Genomic DNA, 19,693 nt, shown 5'->3' with positions numbered 1-19,693 from the left:
CGGGCCGCTTTTGCAAGAATGCCGGACGGGCCGGCACCCTTGAGAACTGCTACTTCTTCAGATCAGCACTTCATGGCCGTCGCTTGTGCAGCGAAAGCGTCCGAAGCAGCCTTGCAGGCCTGGCCCAGGGCGGCCTTGTCGGCGCCCATCGAAGCCCAGGTGGCCTTGGTCTGGTCGAGGCTGGCCTTCATCGCATCGGCGGCAGCGCCGCTTTGTGCGCCCACGCAGGTCTGCACCTTCGCCAGGTAGTCGTTGCACTCTTGCGGCAGGTCCGCGGCCGATGCCGTCGGGGCTGCAGCAGCAGGTGCTGCGGCCGGCGCCGGTTCCGGAGCGGCAGGAGCGGGCGCAGGTGCGGCGGCGGGAGCCGGAGCAGCAGCGGGTGCTTCTTCCTTCTTGGAGCAAGCAGTCAGAGCGGCAGCAACGGCCACCAGAACGAGAAATTTCTTCATGTTGCGCAGAGTCCCCTAAAAGTAGGCCTTGGAGTTATCGGAGAACGCACAGAGCGCCGCCGACCGGCAATGTGGCCCGTTGCATCGCCTGGATCAAACGCCGGCGGCCGCTGCCGCGCCCGACACGATTTCCGACAGCTCTTTGGTGATGCCGGCCTGGCGGGTCTTGTTGTAGACCAGCTTCAGCTCGCTGATCACATTGCCCGCGTTGTCGGTGGCGGCCTTCATGGCCACCATCCGCGCCGAATGCTCGGACGCCATGTTCTCGGCCACGGCCTGGTAGACCAGCGACTCCACATAACGCACCAGCAGCTCGTCGATCACGCTTTGCGCATCGGGCTCGTAGATGTAGTCCCACGAATGCTGGCCTTCCTCGACTTTCAGCGAGTCTGCCGCCAGCGGCAGCAGCTGCTCGACGAGCGGCTCCTGCTTGATCGTGTTGATGAACTTCGTGTAGCACAGGTACACGGCCGAGAGCTTGCCTTCCGCGTAAGCGTCCAGCAGCGTCTTGACCGGGCCGATCAGCTTGTCCAGGTGCGGCGTGTCGCCCAGGTGGGTGACATGCGCGACCACGCGGGCGCCGATGCGGTTCAGGAAGCCGAGGCCCTTGCTGCCGATGGCGACCGACTCGATGGCAACGCCAGCGGCCTGCGCCTCGCGCAGCTTGGTCGTCACGGCGCGCAGCAGGTTGGTGTTCAAGCCACCGCACAGCCCCTTGTCGCTCGTCACGATGATGAAGCCGATCGCTTTCGCGTCGCTCTTCTTCATGAATGCGTGCGTGTACTCGGGGTTCGCCTTGCCGAGGTTGGCCGCAATGTTGCGGATCTTCTCGCTGTAGGGGCGGGCGGCACGCATGCGCTCTTGCGCCTTGCGCATCTTGGAAACCGAGACCATTTCCATGGCCTTGGTGATCTTCTTGGTGTTTTCCACCGATTTGATCTTGCCGCGGATTTCCTTACCAGCTGCCATATGAACTCCTTCTTGCGTCGGTCAAGGGGTCGATCAGGCGAACGACTTCTTGAACGAGGTGGCGGCTGCCAGCAGTTCGGCTTCGGCGTCCTGGCAAACCTTCTTGAAGGCTTGCTTCTCGGCGCTGTCGTCCGGCTTGGCGGGCTTCACGTCCCACTTGGCGCCATTCTTTTCCATGGTCTCGAGCAGGGCCGCATGGCTCGACTTGAGCAGCTGATGGAAGCCGTGTTCGAACGAGAGCACCTTCTTGACGTCGATGTCGTCCATGAAGCCCTTGTTCACTGCGAACAGCGTGGCGTTCATCAGCGAAATCGGCAGCGGGCTGTACTGGGTCTGCTTGAGCAGTTCCGTCACGCGCGCACCGCGGTCCAGTTGCTTACGGGTGGCTTCGTCCAGGTCGGAGGCGAACTGCGCGAACGCAGCCAGCTCGCGGTACTGGGCCAGGTCGGTACGGATACCGCCCGACTGGTTCTTGATCAGGTTGGTCTGCGCCGACGAACCCACGCGCGACACCGAGATACCGGCGTTGATGGCGGGGCGGATGCCGGCGTTGAACAGGCTGGTTTCCAGGAAGATCTGGCCGTCGGTGATTGAGATCACGTTGGTCGGAACGAAGGCGGACACGTCGCCGGCTTGCGTCTCGATGATCGGCAGCGCCGTCAGCGAACCGGTCTTGCCCTTGACTTCACCCTTGGTGAAGGCTTCGACGTAGTCGGCGTTCACGCGGGCTGCGCGCTCGAGCAGGCGGCTGTGGAGATAGAACACGTCGCCGGGGTAGGCTTCGCGGCCTGGCGGGCGGCGCAGCAGCAGCGAGACCTGGCGGTAGGCCACGGCTTGCTTGGACAGGTCGTCATAGACGATCAGCGCGTCCTGGCCGCGGTCGCGGAAGTATTCGCCCATCGTGCAGCCCGAGTAGGCCGACACGTACTGCATGGCCGCCGATTCGGAGGCCGATGCGGCCACCACGATGGTGTAGTCCATCGCGCCGGCTTGTTCGAGGGAGCGCACCACGTTCTTGATCGACGAAGCCTTCTGGCCGATCGCAACGTAGACGCAGGTCATGTTCTGACCCTTCTGGTTGATGATCGCGTCGATCGCCACGGCGGTCTTGCCGGTCTGGCGGTCGCCGATGATCAGCTCGCGCTGGCCACGGCCGACGGGCACCATCGAGTCGATGGACTTCAGGCCGGTCTGCATCGGCTGGTCCACGGACTTGCGGGCGATCACGCCCGGTGCGACCTTCTCGATCACGTCGGTCATCTTGGCGTTGATCGGACCCTTGCCGTCGATCGGCTGGCCCAGGGCGTTCACAACGCGGCCGATGAGCTCGGGGCCCACGGGCACTTCCAGGATGCGGCCCGTGCACTTGACGGTGTCGCCTTCGGAGATGTGCTCGTACTCGCCCAGAATCACGGCGCCGACCGAGTCGCGCTCCAGGTTCAGCGCGAGGCCGAACGAGGGGGTGCCGTCCGCCGTGGGCGGGAACTCGAGCATTTCGCCCTGCATCGCGTCGGACAGGCCGTGCACGCGCACGATGCCGTCGGTCACCGAAACCACGGTGCCCTCGTTGCGGATGTTGGCGCTGACCCCGAGGCCCTCGATGCGGCTCTTGATCAGTTCGGAAATTTCTGCGGGATTGAGTTGCATGACTCTTTCCTTCTTTCTTTGAGGCTACAAGTAGAGGGCTGAAGACCGTCAGGCCGCCAGCGCAACTTTCATTTGTTCAAGGCGCGCTTTGACGGAGGTGTCGAGCACCTCGTCGCCGACCACCACACGAATGCCGCCGATCAGTTCCGGGTCCTGCTGGACCGTCACCTGCAGCTTGCGGCCGAAACGCTTTTCGAGCGCAGCCGACACGTTGGCCAGGGCCGCGGCATCGATCGGGAAGGCGCTGTAGACCACGGCGTCGGACGAACCGCTCTTCACGTTGGCCAGTGCCCGGAACTGCTTCGCAATTTCCGGCAGCACCGAAAAACGCCCGTTCTCCAGGAGCGCACCCAGGAAGTTCTGGGCGTGGGCGGCCAACGGCGCACCGAAGGCGCCGGCGACCACACCGAGAACCTGCTCGGCCGTGGCCTTGGGGTTGTCGGCGAATTGCCGGAGCTCGGGGTTGGCCGCGATGGCGGCAACCTTGTCGAGCCAGGCGCTGGTGGCGGCGACGTCGGACGACGAGGCCTTGAAAAGCGCCTCCGCGTAGGGACGTGCAATGGTGGCGAGTTCTGCCATGGCTTCTATCAGAGTTCGGTCTGCAGACGGGCGAGCAAATCGGCGTGAACGCCCGCATTCACTTCCTTGCGCAGAATCTGCTCTGCGCCCTTGACGGCCAGTGCGGCAACCTGCTCGCGCAGGGCTTCACGGGCCTTCAGTGCCTGCTGGTCGGCTTCGACGCGGGCAGCTGCAACGATCTTGTTGCCTTCTTCGGTCGCGCGGGCCTTGGCCTCTTCAACGATGGCCTGGGCGCGACGTTCGGCGTCGGCAAGACGTTGTGCGGACTCGTTGCGTGCCTGGCCCAGCTCGGCTTCCACACGCTTGTTGGCGGCGGACAGCTCGGACTTGGCCTTGTCGGCGGCAGCGAGGCCTTCGGCGATCTTCGCAGCGCGGTCGTCCAGCGCCTTCGCGATCGGCGGCCACACGAACTTCATCGTGAACCCGACCAGGATCAGGAACACGATCATCTGAACGATCAGGGTACCGGTAATGCTCACTTTTCACCCTCTCTTTGGGATTGAATGCGAAGCCATTCCACAGAGGGGAACGACGACACGGGTCCGACGAGAAAGACTTACTTCGGCAGGTTGGCGATCTGAGCCAGGAACGGGTTGGCCGTTGCGAACCACAGGGCGATACCGGTGCCGATAATGAAAGCAGCGTCGATCAGGCCGGCCAGCAGGAACATCTTGGTTTGAAGTTCGCCCATGAGTTCGGGCTGACGTGCGGCCGACTCGAGGTACTTGCTGCCCATGATGCCGATGCCGATACATGCGCCCACAGCGCCCAGACCGATGATCAGGCCGGCGGCCAGTGCAACAAAGCTAATAACTTCCATGATGACTCCTAGAGGACTTTGGTTGAAGAGAAAACGAAAAACAAAAACGAAACGGGGGTGATCGGTGCGATCAGTGGTGATCGTGGGCCTGGCCGATGTAGACCAGCGTCAGCATCATGAACACGAAGGCTTGCAGCGTGATGATCAGGATGTGGAAGATGGCCCAGGCCGTGCCCGCGATGATGTGGCCGATCGCCAGGCCGATGCCGGTGGCCGACAGCGTGAAGGCGCCGCCCATCAGGGCGATCAGCAGGAAGATCAGTTCGCCGGCGTACATGTTGCCGAACAGCCGCATGCCGTGCGAGACCGTCTTGGCGACGAACTCGATCATCTGCATGGCGAAGTTGAAGGGGTACAGCGCCCAGTGGTTGCCGAAGGGTGCGGTGAACAGCTCGTGGATCCAGCCGCCGGCGCCCTTGATCTTGATGTTGTAGTAGATGCAGATCAGCAGCACCGCCACCGACATGCCCATCGTCACCGAGAGGTCGGCCGTGGGCACGACGCGCAGGTAGGCGTGGTGCGGGTCGGCGCCGGCAATGCCGAAGATCTTGGCCCAGATCGCCGGGAACAAATCGACCGGGAACAGGTCCATTGCGTTCAGCAGGAAGATCCAGACGAAGATGGTCAGCGCCAGCGGAGCGACGAACTTGCGGCTCGTGGCGTTGTGCACGATGCCCTTGGCTTGTTGGTCGACCATTTCGACCAGCAGCTCGACGGCAGCCTGGAAGCGGCCCGGAACGCCCGAGGTGGCCTTGCGTGCAGCCAGCCAGAGCAACCAGCAACCCAGGATACCCAGAGCGATGGAGAAAAACAGCGAATCGAAGTTGAAGACCGAAAGATCGGCCACACCTGCAGGCTTGGAGCTTTGCAGATGCGTCAAGTGGTGAACGATGTATTCACCAGCGGTCTGACCATGTTCCGCAGCGTTTTCAGCAGCCATTCCGTTACTCGTCTCGTTGTTGCCGGCGCCGGGGCGAGAACATCACCGCCAACCAGGCCGCCTTCATTGTCACCACCAAGCCGACCAGCATTGCGGGCCAGCTCAGCGCCGTTATCAGCCTTGGCGCGGCGATCAGCATCGCCACGGACAAGGCCATCTTGACCATTTCCCAGAGGAAGAACCCAAACACCGCAGTGCCCGGATTCAGGGAAGAGAACCTGCCGGTCAGCCCACGTGCGAACACCGCCGCTGGAATGACCACCGCGATCGCGCCGTAAGCGGCGGACCAACCCAGATTTTGCCTCCCCGTCAGTCCCCAGATGGCCAGAGCCACCACCAGACCGACAACCAACTGACCCGCGACCACCCGCCAAGGGGAGACCGAAGGGTTCTTTGCTCGCAGTTCACGCGCCTCATCGGCGGTCAACGGCTTGAATTCTGCGTCGAGGTCTTCAGCGACCTCCGAGTCCTGTCGGGCGATTGTTTTCATTTCAAATGAAGCCCGGATGACGACCCAGAATTTCTACAAAGCCATTGATTATAAGTAAAAACCCAGCCACTCCCGACACATCAGCGTCACGATTGCAAATCGATGGCCACAAGACCTGACGTGAACCCGACTCGGCGCAGGCAACCATAATTCCTTCATGCACCCTATCACCGACGCCCTGCCCGCCACGCTTTGTTACCTCGATGGCGAGTACACCGCCCTGCGCGACGCGAAGATCAGCGTCCTGGACCGCGGCTTCATTTTCGGCGACGGCATCTACGAGGTCGTTCCCGTCTACGGCGGCCAGCCCTTCTGCTTCGAGGAGCACATGGCGCGCCTGGACCGATCGCTCGCCGAGTTGCAGATTGTCAACCCGCTCTCCCCCGACCAATGGCGCGAGATCGTGATGCGCCTGGTCGCCCCGGGCGGCGACGCCCCGCAAGCCGTTTACTTCCAGGTCACCCGCGGCGTCGCGCCGCGCGACCACGCGATGGTCAAGGGCCTCACGCCCACCGTCTTCGTCATGGTGAACCCGCTGCCGCCCGTGGCCGACGCGGTGCGCGCCAAGGGCGTGACCTGCGTCACCGCGGACGACTTCCGCTGGCAGAAGGCCCACATCAAGAGCACCAGCCTCCTGGGCGCCGTGCTCTCCCGGCAGATCAGCGTGGAAGCCGGCGCGGCCGAGACCGTCATGTTCCGCGGCGACTGGCTGAGCGAAGCTTCGTCGAGCAACGTGTGGATCGTGAAGGAGAGCGTCCTCATCGGCCCGCCCAAGGACAACCTCGTGCTCACCGGCATCCGCTATGGCCTCCTCGAGCGCCTGTGCCAGGAAGGCGGCATTCCATTCGCGCTGCGCCGCGTGTCGCGCGACGAGGTGTTCGGCGCCGACGAACTGATCCTTTCCTCGGCCAGCAAGGAAGTGCTGCCCGTCGTCACCCTCGATGGCAAGACCATTGGCAACGGCCATCCCGGCCCCATCTACAAGAGCTTGTATGCCGCCTACCAACAGGCCAAGCAACGCAACGCTGAGAAGCAAGGAGCCACTGCATGACCGAGAACACCACCGACGACGCAGTCACCGCGCCCATTCCCGATCCGCGCAAGGAATCGCTGATCGAGTACCCCTCGCAATTCCCCATCAAGGTCATGGGCGCCAAGACCGATGGCCTGGTGCACGCGATCACGCAGATCGCCGAGCAGTTCGATCCGACCTTCGACGCCACCACGGTCGAGCTGCGCGACAGCAAGGCCGGCAACTACCTGGGCGTGACGATCACCGTCACCGCCACCAGCCGCGAGCAGCTCGACGACCTCTATCGCGCGCTCTCGGGCCATCCGTCGGTCAAGGTCGTTCTTTGAACTGAGCCTTGCATGACGACGGTCGCAGACCTCCCGGCGGACACCGCCATCGCCCCGCAGTGGCTGGGCCGCGTCGACTACGCCGGCACCTTCGCGGCGATGAAGCAGTTCACGATGGGGCGCGCGCCCGAAACACCCGATGCGCTGTGGGTCTGCGAGCACGCCCCCGTGTTCACGCAGGGCATCGCCGGCAGGCAGGACCACATCCTGAACCCCGGCGACATCCCCGTGGTGCAGACCGACCGCGGCGGCCAGGTCACCTTCCACGGCCCAGGGCAGGTGGTCGCGTATCCGCTGATCGACCTGCGCCGCGCCGGCTACTTCGTCAAGGAATACGTCTACCGCATCGAGGAATCGGTGCTGCGCACGCTCGCGCATTTCGGTGTGACCGGCCACCGCGTGTCGGGCGCGCCGGGCATCTACGTGCGGCTGGACGACCCGTTCTCGCATGCCGCACTGACCGGCCCGCTGCCCGCCGGCGACCCGTTCAGGGGCCTAGGCAAGATCGCCGCGCTGGGCATCAAGGTGAGCCGCCATGCCACGTACCACGGCGTCGCGCTCAACGTCGACATGGACCTCGAACCCTTCTCGCGCATCAACCCTTGCGGCTACGCGGGGCTGCAGACGGTCGACCTTTCTACAATCGGCATCCAAACCACATGGGAAGAAGCTGCCGGCGTGCTGGGCCAAAAGCTCACCACCTTCCTGGCACCTTAGCAATCCAATGAGCACCACCGAAGTCGTCCGCGACGCGCAAAGCGCCGAAACCTACAACCCCCTGGCCAAGCAAAAGGCCGCGGCCAAGCTCTCGCGCATCCCCGTCAAGGTCGTGCAGACCGGCGAAGTGCTCAAGAAGCCCGAGTGGATCCGCGTGAAGGCCGGCAGCCCCACCACGCGCTTCTACGAGATCAAGCAGATCCTGCGCGAGAGCAACCTGCACACCGTCTGCGAAGAAGCCTCGTGCCCGAACATCGGCGAGTGCTTCGGCAACGGCACGGCCACCTTCATGATCATGGGCGACAAGTGCACCCGCCGCTGCCCGTTCTGCGACGTGGGCCACGGCCGCCCCGATCCGCTGGACAAGGACGAGCCCCTGAACCTCGCCAGGACCATCGCCAAGCTGCGCCTGAAGTACGTGGTGATCACGAGCGTCGACCGCGACGACCTGCGCGACGGCGGCAGCCAGCATTTCGTCGATTGCATCCGGAACATCCGCGAGCTCTCGCCGATGACGCAGATCGAGATTCTCGTGCCCGACTTTCGAGGCCGCGACGACCGCGCCCTGGAGATCCTGAAGGCCGCGCCGCCGGACGTGATGAACCACAACCTGGAAACCGCGCCGCGCCTTTATAAAGAAGCACGCCCCGGCAGCGACTACCAGTTCAGCCTGAACCTGTTGAAGAAGTTCAAGGCGCTGCACCCGAACGTGCCGACCAAGAGCGGCATCATGGTCGGCCTGGGCGAAACCGACGAAGAGATCCTGCAGGTGATGCGCGACATGCGCGCCCACGACATCGACATGCTGACCATCGGCCAGTACCTGTCACCGTCGGGCTCGCACCTGCCGGTGCGCCGCTACGTGCACCCGGACACGTTCAAGATGTTCGAGGAAGAGGCCTACAAGATGGGCTTCAGCCATGCGGCTGTGGGGGCGATGGTGCGGTCGAGCTATCACGCGGATCAGCAGGCGCACGCGGCTGGAGTGTGAGGCGGCATCGTCCGCCGCTGGCGCGACTCGATCAAGCGCGCCGATAGCTCGGCGTGTGGCTTGATGCGGCTGCAGGGCATTCAGACAGCCGCCCGATAGCGGAGCCTGCATCCGGTCACGCGCTCGCTCGATGCGCGCGTGCCCAATCTGCCAGCTCCTTCGGATAGACCAAGTGGTCCCGATAACTCTGGTCGTCGATGTCCCACAGCACTGTGACCAATGCGGCCTCGAAAGCCCAGTAGCCGAAGTACGACGACCCATCTTGGTCGGTGTGCGTGTCGTGCCAGTAGCAGTCCGTCATGTTCTGGTACCAGCCATCGAGGAACTCCTTGACCAGCGCCGGCCGATCCTGCGCATCGGGAGCCGTCGCCTTGGCGAGCGGTCGATAGGCGGCGGGGTGCAGCAGCACACGTTCCACCGGCTCATTTTTTCCTGTCAGCTTCTCGACAACGGCTTCAAACAAGCCGTCGCGTCGCCGGTTGTATTCGGCGTTGCTGTCGATCCAGCCCATGACGGTCGGGATCAATTCCTCATGGCCGAGCAGGCGGCATAAAGCCAGCAGCCACATGACGTAGACATATGCCTCATGCTGCGTGATTTCGAGAGTATCAGCCTCATCGCGAGGCGGATCTTGCAAGCGAGGAGAAACTTCACTGCTAATAAAGTCACCGAAGTCCTCGATCACGCTGGGGAGTCGAGTGCTCAATTCCTCTATCGAATGTCCCGCGGTATAGCGAAGTATCAATAGTTCCAATCCTCCCGTGGCGATCGACCACCGATAGTCGGAGACGGCGTCTTTGACCAACTCGGTCTCGGCAATGTGCCTGCGATCGCCATCGATTCGGTGTTCTAGATCGCCACCAAGTTCGAAGGCATGAATTTCACTCAAAAATCTTTGTCGCATTCGTCTTGGATCCATCGTCTCCGTACAGTGCATCGCCGACCCAATTTGCACGGCTTCCAGTTAAGGAGCGATGCCAAATCATCAACCTCATCAACCTCATCAACCTCATCAACCTCATCAACCTCATCGACCTCCGCGAATTGAGGACACATCGCCCGTCCCCAGAGTTGTATAAATGAGCCTCAGAGCTTAGGTGCGGACTGGTTAACGTCCCATTGCCAGAACGTCGAACCGTAGTCACTGCCATCAACGGCCGGCATCGCTTCGCCCTGTTTGAAATAGCGCCGGCTTCCCTTCAGTGCAGGCGTGAACCACCAGCCGGCCTGCGGGCACGCCTCCCCTCCCGGCGTGCGACTTGGACCTGATGGCAAAGGCTCCATTCGATGCCCGCGAGCCCAATCCACAAGGTCCTTCGGGTAGACCAGATGGTCTCGGTAGCTGCTGTCGTCAATGTCCCATAGCACCGTGACCAAGGCGGCCTCGAAAGCCCAATAGCCAAAATAGGAAGTCCCGTCTTTTGGGGTATGTGTGCCATGCCAGTAGCACGAGTTCATGTCCTTGTACCAACTATCTAAAAAATCCTTCACGAGGGCGGCTCGGTCTTCTGGCGCGAATACCGTGGCGCGCCCCAAAGGTCGATAGGGGTGCGGATGAAGCAGGACCTTTTCCGCCTCGACATGCGCTCCAGTCAATGCCTGCACGACGTTTTCAAACAAGATGTCACGACCGCGGTTGAAGTCGTAAGTTTTGTCGACCCACCCCATCACCTGAGAAATCAAAGATTCTTGAGCAAGGAGTTTGCTCAAGGACAACAGCCAGAACACATAGACATATGCTTCAAGCTGAGTGATTTCCAGGGTGTCTGCGATATTCCGAGGTGGCGTCATGAGGCGAGGCGAAGTCTCGCTCCCGACATATGCTTCGAAGTCTTCGACGACTTCGGGAAGTTGGGCTCGAAGCTCCTCAATGGGCCGTCCTGCGGTGTAGTGCAAGATCAGCAGTTCCAACCCCTCCGACGCAATTCGCCACCTGAGTCGCCCCTGTGCGCTGGGCGCCAATTCTTCCTCAGAAAGAATTTTTCGAGCGCGTCTGACGCTGTCCTCGAGCCACTCTTGCGTCGTTGAGTATCTTTTTTCATCCAGAAATTTCTGCCGGCGTATATCTTTGAAAGCCATATAAATTCCTAAAGCTCGTTGCCGCTGCCTGTTGTTGGTTTCCTGGGCTTGCGCGGCTTCGGCGGCCTGCTCTCCAGATCCATGCCCGAAGCCACAACATCGATAAAGATATAGAGCTTAGAAGGCGTTGCACTGCCCAGCGGTCCGGGCAAGCAAATGAAAAGCCAGCGTGCATACCCAGCAATGTCAATCTGATCCATCTTCGACTTCTGCTGCGCGGATGTCAGGCCGCCATCCTTGCGACTCAGCGCTTGTGGGATTCTCTTTTCCGTCCAAGCTTCGTTCATTTGTGTCCCATCGCAAGTATTCCCCAAGCGATTTTTAGCCTCCCTCTGAATACCCCCCATATCAGCCGGATCGAAGGTTTTTGCGATGTGCTTGGCCTCGAAAACAACGAACTTCGGATACATCGAAGTTGCAGGCTTCTTTAGCTCCGTCGCCACATAGTCATATCGCGTCTGAGGTGGCTTGTCGCTCGGAGGAATGAAGACCAGTTTGCCGGGCTTCGGCACCGCGACGGTCAAGGGCATCGGGTTGGGTTGGTCGAACGGAATCGACTTTTCGAACAAGCCGTCCAAGCCCTTGCCCTTTGGAGGATTGACCAAGCGTCTGTACTGCAGCACTTGCTCCATCAGCACATAGCCATCGTCTTCACATTCCGCGCCGTTCTTCTTGTTTTCTTCGCTCTGCGGCTTGCAATCATTGTTGGCCGTGTCCGTCACCGCATCCGCTTGAGGAGGCGCGTCCGGAATGGGCAATTGCTGCTTCTTCTCGTATTCGGCTCGCCAGCGCCGCAGGTCTTCGTCCTCCGTGTTCTTCTGAAACGCATTGCTCGGGGTCAACACGATCACCAGCACGAACAGCACGATCGCCGCCGGCTCGGCCAACAATGCCAACGCGCCTCGCGCTGCAGCACCAGCGCCGGGCCCGGCCACCGGAGGCGGCTCCACAGGCGGCACGAGACGCAAAGGCGGTCTCGCCCTGGGCATGTAAGGCTCGTTTGCCGGAGGTATGTCCGTCACCGGTGCATTCGGCAACGGCTGCGGGTTGGCCTGCGCAAGCAGGACCGGCTCTCCATATGCAGCCATCTCGATGCCCTTGACCTGCTTCTGCAAGATCCCCTTCCATGCATCGATCTCGGCCTTCGCCTTTTTTTCGCCTCCGCGCCAATCGAAGGTTTCGACGTGCTTTCGTGCATCGCCATAGCTCTGACTGTGCATGAAAGCCTGCACCTCGCTCCATGGCCGGCTGTCCGCTGCCATGCCCAGCAACGTACGAGCGGCTCCGTAACTCGGCATGAAGCCGGAAAAGTAATAACCCAGTTGATCGGCGACCTGCGAGCGTTCGCCGCCACTCAGCACGTAGCTCAGGAAGTCCCGCGTCAGATGCAGAAAGTCATCGTCGTTGTGAAAGCCCTTGACCCGCGACAGCCACTGCCCCGCGACAGCCTTGGCCGCATCCGTTTGCCGAATGGCCTCCGCGGGATAGAAAAGCCCGAGGAAACGCTCGATCTCCCCCACCGCCATGCGAACGGCATCCGACAGGTTCGGTTTGACCTGCTGGATGGGAATGGTGCGTGGAATCACGACATCAATCCCTTCACCAGCGCAATGGCCGCATCGGCATCGGTGGCCGTCCCGAAGCGATCATTCGGCCGCTTCGATTCACTGTCCCACTTGCGCTCGTCTTCGCCCCAGACAACCTTCGCCGAACCCGATGGCACGCCGTCATGGCGCGCGAAGCCGTTGTCGTCGAGCTTTCCGCGGATGACGGCGCCGTTGTCGAAGATGAGCTTGTACGCAGCCCCTTTGACGGGCTCCAGATCGTCGTAGTGGTGATTCAGCTCGATGAAGTGCTGCGCCTCGTTGATCGCCCCTGTGGGCAGGTGCGGCAACTCCGCCGGGCTCCCCTTCGGCCCCACGAAACTCTTGCTCGTCCCCTTCACATCCAAGAGCCCCGGCATCTTCAACGTGATGTTCGCCCCATCCAGCTCGATGCTCGTCTGCCCGCCCTTGAGCGTGATCTTCTGCTTGGCCAGCACGTGGATCTCGTCGTTGCTGCTCGTGACCGTGAAGCCTTCCTTGGCCAGCCATTCGAGTTCGTCGGTATGCGCCTGCACGCTCACCGCCCCCTCCTGCGCGATGACCTGAATGCCGCCTTCATGGCTGTAGAGCCCCACCGACTTGCCGGCCGCAAAACTCACCGTCTTGCCCGCCGCCATGTGCGCCTGCTCCTGCGCCGTCCAGTGGATCGCCTCGCCCGCGAACACCGTCGCGCTCGCGGGCGTGGCCATGTTCAAGCTCATGTTCGCATCGAGCACCATGAGCGGCCGCGCGAAGGCAGGCACCGGGTCCTGGCCTTGACGCGAATCCGCACCTTCACCGCCCTTCGGCTCCCGCGCATCCTGCCCGTTGACGCTGCCGGGGTAGTGCCCGTTCTTCTGCGGATCGATGTCGTCGATGAGCGGCTGCAGCAGCGCCGTCGCCTTCAGCGCCAGCGCCTTGGCGCCACCGGCCGCATCGGACAGGTTCTGCGATTCGCGCAGCGCACCGGCCAGTTGGCCGCGCACGCTCGCGGTGTCCTGCACGCTGCCCGCCGCCCGCTCCTGCGCCAGCGTCGAGATCAACAGGCCTTCTCCCGCGCGCGTGACCACCCACGCATCCGAGCGCAACTCGGCACCGGTGCCACGCCACGCACCGCGATTGCTCTCATCGGGCGACTGCGCATTGAGGTGCCCCAGGTTCAGCTGGCTCGCCGCATGCGAACTCGCAAGCCGCGTGCGCACTTGCCCGGGCGCATCGTCGGCGATCCACTGGTTGTAGCCGCTGCCATCGAGCGCGCGGCTGTGCCAGCCCGAGAGCACACCCGCATGGTTGGCCGACGAGTCGGCGCCCGCGGACCACGGCGGCAGGTCCTGTCCGTTGTAGAGCTGCTGGCTCACCACCGGCCGGTCGATGTCGCCTTCGATGAACGACACCAGCACCTCGGAGCCGACGCGCGGCAGATGGTGCGCGCCCCAGTTCGGCCCGGCCACCGGTGCGGCCACGCGCAGCCACACCGACTGGCGGTTGCTCGCATGCCGGCCGGCCGCGACAAGGCTGCCCTGCCCGCTCTGCGCTGACTGCTGTTGCGTTGCCGCGCGCTGCGACTGCCAATGGAAACGCACCTGCACACGGTGATCGCGTTGCGTGTGAACGGCGGTCGGCGCCTCGTCGTCATCCGCGCCGACCACGAGCGCGACCATCGCCTCGGGCGCCGTGGGCTTGGGCCGCCAGATCGGCGCGATCTGCGCTTCTGCCGGCTGCGCCTCGAAGCTGTTGCGGTAGCTGCCCTTCTCGAGCTCGCCGGCCTCGAGCACCTGCGCGGCCTGCGCGCCGAGGTTGTTGGCGGCTTCGTGGTGCACGCGCAGCGTGACGAATTTTTGCCCTTGGTAGCGGTCGTGCTGCGTGAGCGTGAAGCGTTCGCCCGCGCCGAGCTGCCGTACGCTGCCGCCAGCGCTGTAGCGCTTGATGCGCGACTCGAACGCCACGAGCTGGTTCTCGGCACGCCGCGCAGCCGCGGCGTTGTTGGCATAGCGCTGCGAGCCCGCGCCGTCGTAGTGCTCCAGCACGGGCACGTCGCCCATGGCGAGCGCACTCTGCGTCGAGCCCGTGGGCGCCTGCAGCACGCTGGCGTCCCACGCGTTCAGCGTGACGGCGTTGCTCACGAGCTGGCGCCGGCTGCTCCATGCGGTGATCACGTCTTCTTGCTCGGTGGCATCGACGCGATGAAAGCGGATCTCGGGCAATGCGCAATCGGGCGCCTTCGCTTCGCGATCGAAGATCACCAGGCGGTGGTGCGACGGCGTTGCGTTGTTGTCCGCGCTGCCACCACCACCGCCCTCCGCTTTCGTCTGCTCATGCTCGAAGCGAAAGCTCAGGCCTTCTTCGGCGAGCAGGCGCATCACGAAGGCGAGGTCGGACTCGCGGTACTGCACGCAGGTCGGCCGCACAGGCAGCTCCTGCGTGACCTCGAAGCTGAAGCTCGCGCTCGTGTGGTCGGCGAACACTTCGCTCACGATGTCCTGCACGCTCTTGGCGGCGTACACGAAGCTGTCGCGGCGAAGGCCCAGGGCGGCGAGCCAGGGCTGCAGGTGCAGCCGGTAGCGCGCGAGGCCGCCGTCGCCGCCCAGCGCGTCGACGGCGGTGAGGTAGCCGTGCCAAGTGCGAAAGCTGCCGTTGGCCAGCAGGAGGCGCAGGCTCAGCTCCTCGCCGATCAGCGCGAACGGGTCGAACTCGCTCGACGTGGCGAGGGTGTCGATGGTGAAGGCGAAGAGTTCGTTGATGCCTTCGGTCGCGGTGAAGCGTTCGACGACGACGGCAGCACCCACGTTCTTGTCGGCGCCGGGCGCCACCAATCGGACGAGGCGCGCGGTTTGCGACAGTGCGGCGACATCGAGCGATCCGGCCGTCGCGGCGGGCAGTTCAAGAATATCTGTCACGGCGTTCTCCCATTTGTTTTTCTAGACGGTTCCGTAGGTCTGGTCTTCGTCGGACCACATCTTGATGTCGTCCTCCGATCGATGATTCACGAAGACGGTGTTGACGAGGTCGGGGCAGGTTTCCGGCATCGGCAGGTAGTCGACCGAAAAGATGCAAGGGTCGTTGGTTGTATCGGTGCCGACGATGATCACGTTTTCGCGCTCCGCGCACTTGATCGATGCGCCGAGGTTTGCGGCCATGCCGCGCGTGATCAGCCTGACGTGCAGCAGGATGCTGTGCGGCGTGTAGATGCTCTCGGCAAACGAGCAGACAAGCCCCGGCACGCGTTTGGACTCGCCGTTGCTGCCATAGAGAATGTTCCATCCATACACGAACGAAGCCATGAGCTTGTTCTTGCCACCGGTACGCCTGGACTTGTAGTAGATGTTGATCTTCGATGCGTTGTTGAGATTCGAGAAGGCGAAGTTGAAGTTCGCCTTCTCGTCGTCGACGGTGTAGGTGGCGCGGATCGCGAACTGCAATTTCACGAGCCCCATGTTCTGGGCCTGGAGGGAGGGGTACATCGGGAATGCGATGTCCGCCCGCGAAAAATGGTCCTGCCGCGAATCGAGCATGTGCTTTCCGTAGAAGGAGCGCCGCAGGAACAACTCGATCAGGTCGATTTCGCTTCTCGCCGTGCATTGCTGCCAGATGAAGATGCCGGTGAACACCACGATCAGGATGAAGGCGCCCCATGGCCCCAGCACGAATGCGGCGGCCGAGCCTTCGAGCACGCCCGCAACGGCTACCCGTGCCGCCACCGAGCGGACTATTTCGACAAAGAGCACGCCCTGCATGGCTCGGCTCGACCAGCCCAGTTGGGTATCGTTGTGCGCCCAAGCCTGTTCGGCCGTCTTGCCCGCACCGATGATGAAGAAGACGTTGCCGATGGACAGCAGCCCGGTTCCCAGCCACTTGAGCTTGGACGTGTGGCGCACATAAGCCTTGAGCGTCAACGGCAGGCCCTTGTCTGCCTTGAGCATTTCTTCCACCGCTTCCCGAGACGTGGACACGTCGATCGCGGCGCCGCCATTCGATGAAAACATCGACTTGAAGCTGAGCTTCACGTCCTTCGGGTTGATCGCCTCGATGTGCTTCCACACGGACGACTCTTCCGCGAAGAGCTTTCCCTTCGTGAACGTCATCTCGTAGACCGAGCGCGCATCGAGCAGGGTCAGGAACAGGCGCCCGAGATTGTTGGAGAGATTTTCAGGACTCTTCGCATTCGGCGTCTCGTACATCGTCCAGACATTGAGGAACATGTTCATCAGCACCAGCGTGTATGCGACCGGGTTCGCCGTGCGGGAGAACGTCTTGACCATCGCGTTCTTTTCTTCGGTGAGCCGCTCCTTGAGCTGCGCCTGCAATTCCGGCGACGCTCCTTTCACTCGCCGCGCTGCCGCGGCCTCCAGGAACTGGCGGAAGAACCCTTCGGACACGTCGCGGGTGAACTCTTTGCCGGTGATCACGGCCCGACGGAAGCGGGCCAGGCGCTTTTTGTAGGTCGATTTTTTCTTGTCCGCCGCATAGTCGTCCACCAGCTTGGCCCAGAACTCTTCGTGCACGAGCCCGCAGGTGCCGTTGACGAACACGGTCGTCAGGTTGTCGACGATGTCTTCATCGCCTCGCCCGAAAATTTCGCAGGCCAGCAGGTAGAGGCGCTCGGCCGAGTTCTTCGCCAGCAGGTCGATCGCATTGCAATGGTTCGCCAGATGTGGAACCAGCAGTGCTTCGATCTTTTCGTGCTCGCTCACGATCGCTTCGAATTCCTCCTGCCAGCCATCGACGAGGTTGTCGTCCAGCATTTCCAGTTCGACCGGCTTGAACGGCTCGAAGAGCAATTCTCCCCAGTTGACGACAGGCACGCCCGTCGAGGAACCGGGCATTGCATCCATCTGGGTCAGCCGCTCCAAGTGCTCTTTTTCGTACTGCCTCGAATCCGCAACGGCTTTCTTCGCGCCGAGCTTGGTGATCTCTTCGTAGTGGGCAAGGCTCCCGAACGCATGCTCGTTACGCGAGAACCACATTGCCCTGTTCGCATGGCACAGGCTGCTCGCGTGGTTGAGTTCTTCGGCCACGCCCAGAGGATCGAGCAGGCCCAGGATGAGCGGCGTGCTGGACGTGCCATCGGGGTATTCGGAGCATTGCGTCATCTGCGCGGCGAGGTTCTCGTTGAACCGCGCCCGGAAGCGGTATTCCTTGCCCGAAAAATACGTCGCAAAAACGTCGAACCCAACGTTGCCCAGTTTCACCGGCGCCTCGCCAGGCATGTCGGCCACGCTCGCGTAGGACCCGTCCAGTGAGTTCTGATGCTCGAAGATGTTGTCGAACGACTTGGCGCTCTCTACGCGATACACCAGTGCGTCGGCCTGCGGCGGCATGCCGCCGCTCTTGAGCGTGCCCAGGTCGAGCACGGTCATCAGCGCGTCCATGTTGTCCAGCAGATTCGAGCGCTGCTCTTTCGTCAACCAGTTGATCGAGTAACCGATCGCCACCTTGCCTTTGTAGTGGTGCGAGATACGGATGAACCGGTTATTGGCTGCGTGCTCGGCCTCGCGCTTGCAGGCCGATTCGGTGACTTCGATGTTTTCCGAGACGCTTTGAATGCGAGAGAAAACGCCGTTGTCGTCGGCGTGGAAGTATTCCCAGAACGGCGGGCTCGCATCTTGAAAATGAACGTACACGAAGGCGTTCGCGATGACCTTCAGACCCCAGCGTGCATTCTTCAGAGGCGTGGACGGCAGAAAATGAGGAGGCGCGACTGTTTCGCAATGGACGTCGTCCGCCATCTTGTCCAGGAATGGGTAGACCCCCAGGCGCGTGGGATAGATGGCAAACGAATTGCCCATCCCGCAGACCTTGCACTTTTCATTTGGCATAAGGTTTCACTGGTCCCGAAATTCGAAGAGAGCGCGTTCGACATCGGCCTTCGCGATATCGTCGAGGCGCGGAAAAATCGAAAACCCGGCTTCGCTCTTTTCAGCCAGGGCATCCATCAATGCGGCGTCTTCTTCGATCGCCTTGTTCTCGAACAGCCGCAGCAATGCCAACTCGACCTTGGCGGTCGGATCGAACCTGTCCAGGCCGAGAAACGGCGCCACGTTCCTGGCACTGATCTCCTGCAGTTGCATGGTCAGGGCGGGCGTTGCCTCCGATGTGTCTCCAACGATCAGGAGTTGCAGGCTCATCTTGTTGATGCAGGACCAGCGTTCCAGCTCCTTGCGCCAGGGGTCCGCAAGAAGCGGCGACCATGGCTCGTTCTCCGTAGCCAGGGGCTCGATGTGCAGGATGCGAGGGACAGCCGCGGCGTCGAAGAAGTGCCAGTCGATCGCACCGACCCTGCGGCCCATGGGCGTCGAGAACAGGCGGCGCCACGACGCCATGGTGTGGCTCGCGGCATCGACATGCTGCAGCACGCGCGGGTCCCAGAAGCGGAACAGCCGCTTCTGGCCGCTGCTGTCTTTCAGCGATCCCATTCGCTCGAGCAGCAGCACGAGTGAATGGAGATCGGCATCGCGTTTCTTGCAGACCAGGAATCCAGCGGCGCTCCTGCTCTGCGACCAGACCTCGCCTTCCTTCGGAATGTGCGCAGCCTCCGAAATGCTCAGCGACTGGAGGTCGTGAAGAACCGCGCCCTCGGCCGATCCGGCTCCCAGACCGAGGAGATAGGGCTGCTTGCTGTCCTCGGCTTCTGCATGTTTGATCTTCAGTTTTCTGATGCGGTCGCCCGGTAGCGAAGGCAACGCGATCCCACCGGTATCGAACGGGTCGCCGAAGAACGGATCGATCAGGGCTTGCACCTGCCCGAGGCCGTGGAAGGAGTGGATGTCGCGCATGGAAAACGCCCGCTCAAACGAGGGCGCCGCCCCAATTGCCGGCCTGCTCCGTCTTCTTGGCGCAGCCTGCATAGGTGCTGGTTGCGAGCGAGGACGACGCGCTTGCACTCCCGGGCCCGACGAAGTTGTGCATTCCTCGGAACGTCACCTTCCCCGGCGCATGGATCTTGATGCTCGCGCCTTCGAGCTTGATGTACGCACCGGCGCTGGTCAGCAGCACGTGCTTGGGCGCCTCCACCTCGACGTTCTTCGTCGTGCTCGCGATCGTCACCTTCTTGTCGGCCGCGATCCTGGTGG

Annotated in this window: 19 protein-coding genes; 4 read left to right on the top strand and 15 right to left on the bottom strand. The window is 62.4% G+C overall.

Features of this window, described 5'->3' with window-relative positions:
• Positions 1-62 precede the first annotated feature (62 nt).
• The 8 genes from JC881_RS24640 to JC881_RS24605 form a co-directional block, all read right to left on the bottom strand.
• Positions 63-449 (bottom strand): hypothetical protein, encoded by a 387-nt coding sequence (locus tag JC881_RS24640; RefSeq protein ID WP_198788347.1) that lies wholly within the window; start codon positions 447-449, stop codon positions 63-65.
• A 93-nt stretch (positions 450-542) separates the two neighbouring features.
• Positions 543-1,418, bottom strand: a complete 876-nt coding sequence (gene atpG, locus JC881_RS24635; RefSeq protein WP_198788346.1) for a F0F1 ATP synthase subunit gamma — start codon at positions 1,416-1,418, stop codon at positions 543-545.
• Positions 1,419-1,451: 33 nt separating this feature from the next.
• The gene (gene atpA, locus JC881_RS24630) at positions 1,452-3,065 is read right to left on the bottom strand and encodes a F0F1 ATP synthase subunit alpha (RefSeq protein WP_093443448.1); all 1,614 of its coding nucleotides are present in this window, start codon (positions 3,063-3,065) and stop codon (positions 1,452-1,454) included.
• A 48-nt stretch (positions 3,066-3,113) separates the two neighbouring features.
• Positions 3,114-3,644 carry a F0F1 ATP synthase subunit delta gene (locus tag JC881_RS24625; protein ID WP_198788345.1) on the bottom strand — a complete coding sequence of 177 codons (531 nt, stop codon included), beginning with the start codon at positions 3,642-3,644 and terminating at the stop codon, positions 3,114-3,116.
• A gap of 8 nt (positions 3,645-3,652) precedes the next feature.
• Positions 3,653-4,123: a F0F1 ATP synthase subunit B gene (locus tag JC881_RS24620; protein ID WP_007830193.1), complete on the bottom strand. Its 471-nt coding sequence runs from the start codon at positions 4,121-4,123 to the stop codon at positions 3,653-3,655.
• Positions 4,124-4,200: 77 nt separating this feature from the next.
• Positions 4,201-4,464, bottom strand: a complete 264-nt coding sequence (gene atpE / locus JC881_RS24615; protein WP_007830191.1) for a F0F1 ATP synthase subunit C — start codon at positions 4,462-4,464, stop codon at positions 4,201-4,203.
• A gap of 70 nt (positions 4,465-4,534) precedes the next feature.
• On the bottom strand, positions 4,535-5,404 hold the full coding sequence (gene atpB, locus JC881_RS24610) for a F0F1 ATP synthase subunit A (protein ID WP_198788344.1): 870 nt from the start codon (positions 5,402-5,404) through the stop codon (positions 4,535-4,537).
• Positions 5,405-5,408: 4 nt separating this feature from the next.
• The gene (locus JC881_RS24605; RefSeq protein WP_198788343.1) at positions 5,409-5,894 is read right to left on the bottom strand and encodes an ATP synthase subunit I; all 486 of its coding nucleotides are present in this window, start codon (positions 5,892-5,894) and stop codon (positions 5,409-5,411) included.
• A gap of 157 nt (positions 5,895-6,051) precedes the next feature.
• Between JC881_RS24605 and JC881_RS24600 the strand changes: the two genes are divergently transcribed.
• The 4 genes from JC881_RS24600 to lipA are packed head-to-tail and all read left to right on the top strand — an operon-like array spanning position 6,052 to position 8,961.
• Positions 6,052-6,945, top strand: a complete 894-nt coding sequence (locus JC881_RS24600) for a D-amino acid aminotransferase (RefSeq protein WP_198788342.1) — start codon at positions 6,052-6,054, stop codon at positions 6,943-6,945.
• Positions 6,942-7,253 (top strand): YbeD family protein, encoded by a 312-nt coding sequence (locus JC881_RS24595; protein ID WP_093443436.1) that lies wholly within the window; start codon positions 6,942-6,944, stop codon positions 7,251-7,253. Before JC881_RS24600 ends, JC881_RS24595 begins: the two co-directional genes overlap by 4 nt.
• A 12-nt stretch (positions 7,254-7,265) precedes the next feature.
• On the top strand, positions 7,266-7,970 hold the full coding sequence (gene lipB, locus JC881_RS24590) for a lipoyl(octanoyl) transferase LipB (protein ID WP_198788341.1): 705 nt from the start codon (positions 7,266-7,268) through the stop codon (positions 7,968-7,970).
• A 7-nt stretch (positions 7,971-7,977) separates the two neighbouring features.
• Entirely contained in the window at positions 7,978-8,961 is a 984-nt protein-coding gene (gene lipA, locus JC881_RS24585; protein ID WP_198788340.1) for a lipoyl synthase, read from the top strand.
• A 115-nt stretch (positions 8,962-9,076) separates the two neighbouring features.
• Here the strand turns inward: lipA and JC881_RS24580 are convergent, their stop codons facing one another.
• The 7 genes from JC881_RS24580 to JC881_RS24550 all read right to left on the bottom strand — a co-directional run.
• The gene (locus tag JC881_RS24580; protein WP_233102017.1) at positions 9,077-9,865 is read right to left on the bottom strand and encodes a PoNe immunity protein domain-containing protein; all 789 of its coding nucleotides are present in this window, start codon (positions 9,863-9,865) and stop codon (positions 9,077-9,079) included.
• Positions 9,866-10,047: 182 nt separating this feature from the next.
• Positions 10,048-11,040, bottom strand: a complete 993-nt coding sequence (locus tag JC881_RS24575) for a PoNe immunity protein domain-containing protein (RefSeq protein WP_198788338.1) — start codon at positions 11,038-11,040, stop codon at positions 10,048-10,050.
• Between the two features lie 8 nt (positions 11,041-11,048).
• Positions 11,049-12,626 carry a hypothetical protein gene (locus JC881_RS24570; RefSeq protein WP_198788337.1) on the bottom strand — a complete coding sequence of 526 codons (1,578 nt, stop codon included), beginning with the start codon at positions 12,624-12,626 and terminating at the stop codon, positions 11,049-11,051.
• Positions 12,623-15,520, bottom strand: a complete 2,898-nt coding sequence (locus JC881_RS24565; RefSeq protein ID WP_198788336.1) for a type VI secretion system Vgr family protein — start codon at positions 15,518-15,520, stop codon at positions 12,623-12,625. The genes JC881_RS24570 and JC881_RS24565 overlap by 4 nt, the downstream gene beginning before the upstream one ends.
• A gap of 21 nt (positions 15,521-15,541) precedes the next feature.
• The gene (locus tag JC881_RS24560; protein WP_332875284.1) at positions 15,542-18,439 is read right to left on the bottom strand and encodes a toxin VasX; all 2,898 of its coding nucleotides are present in this window, start codon (positions 18,437-18,439) and stop codon (positions 15,542-15,544) included.
• Between the two features lie 6 nt (positions 18,440-18,445).
• A complete protein-coding gene (locus tag JC881_RS24555; RefSeq protein ID WP_198788334.1) occupies positions 18,446-19,396 on the bottom strand; it encodes a DUF4123 domain-containing protein in 951 nt (316 codons plus the stop codon).
• Between the two features lie 13 nt (positions 19,397-19,409).
• A partial coding sequence (locus JC881_RS24550) for a DUF2345 domain-containing protein (RefSeq protein WP_198788333.1) occupies positions 19,410-19,693 on the bottom strand: 284 nt, incomplete at its 5' end.

The organism is Variovorax sp. IB41, assembly GCF_016405905.1.
Taxonomy (GTDB): Bacteria; Pseudomonadota; Gammaproteobacteria; order Burkholderiales; family Burkholderiaceae_C; genus Variovorax.
This window is presented reverse-complemented; position numbering and strand designations above follow the sequence as displayed.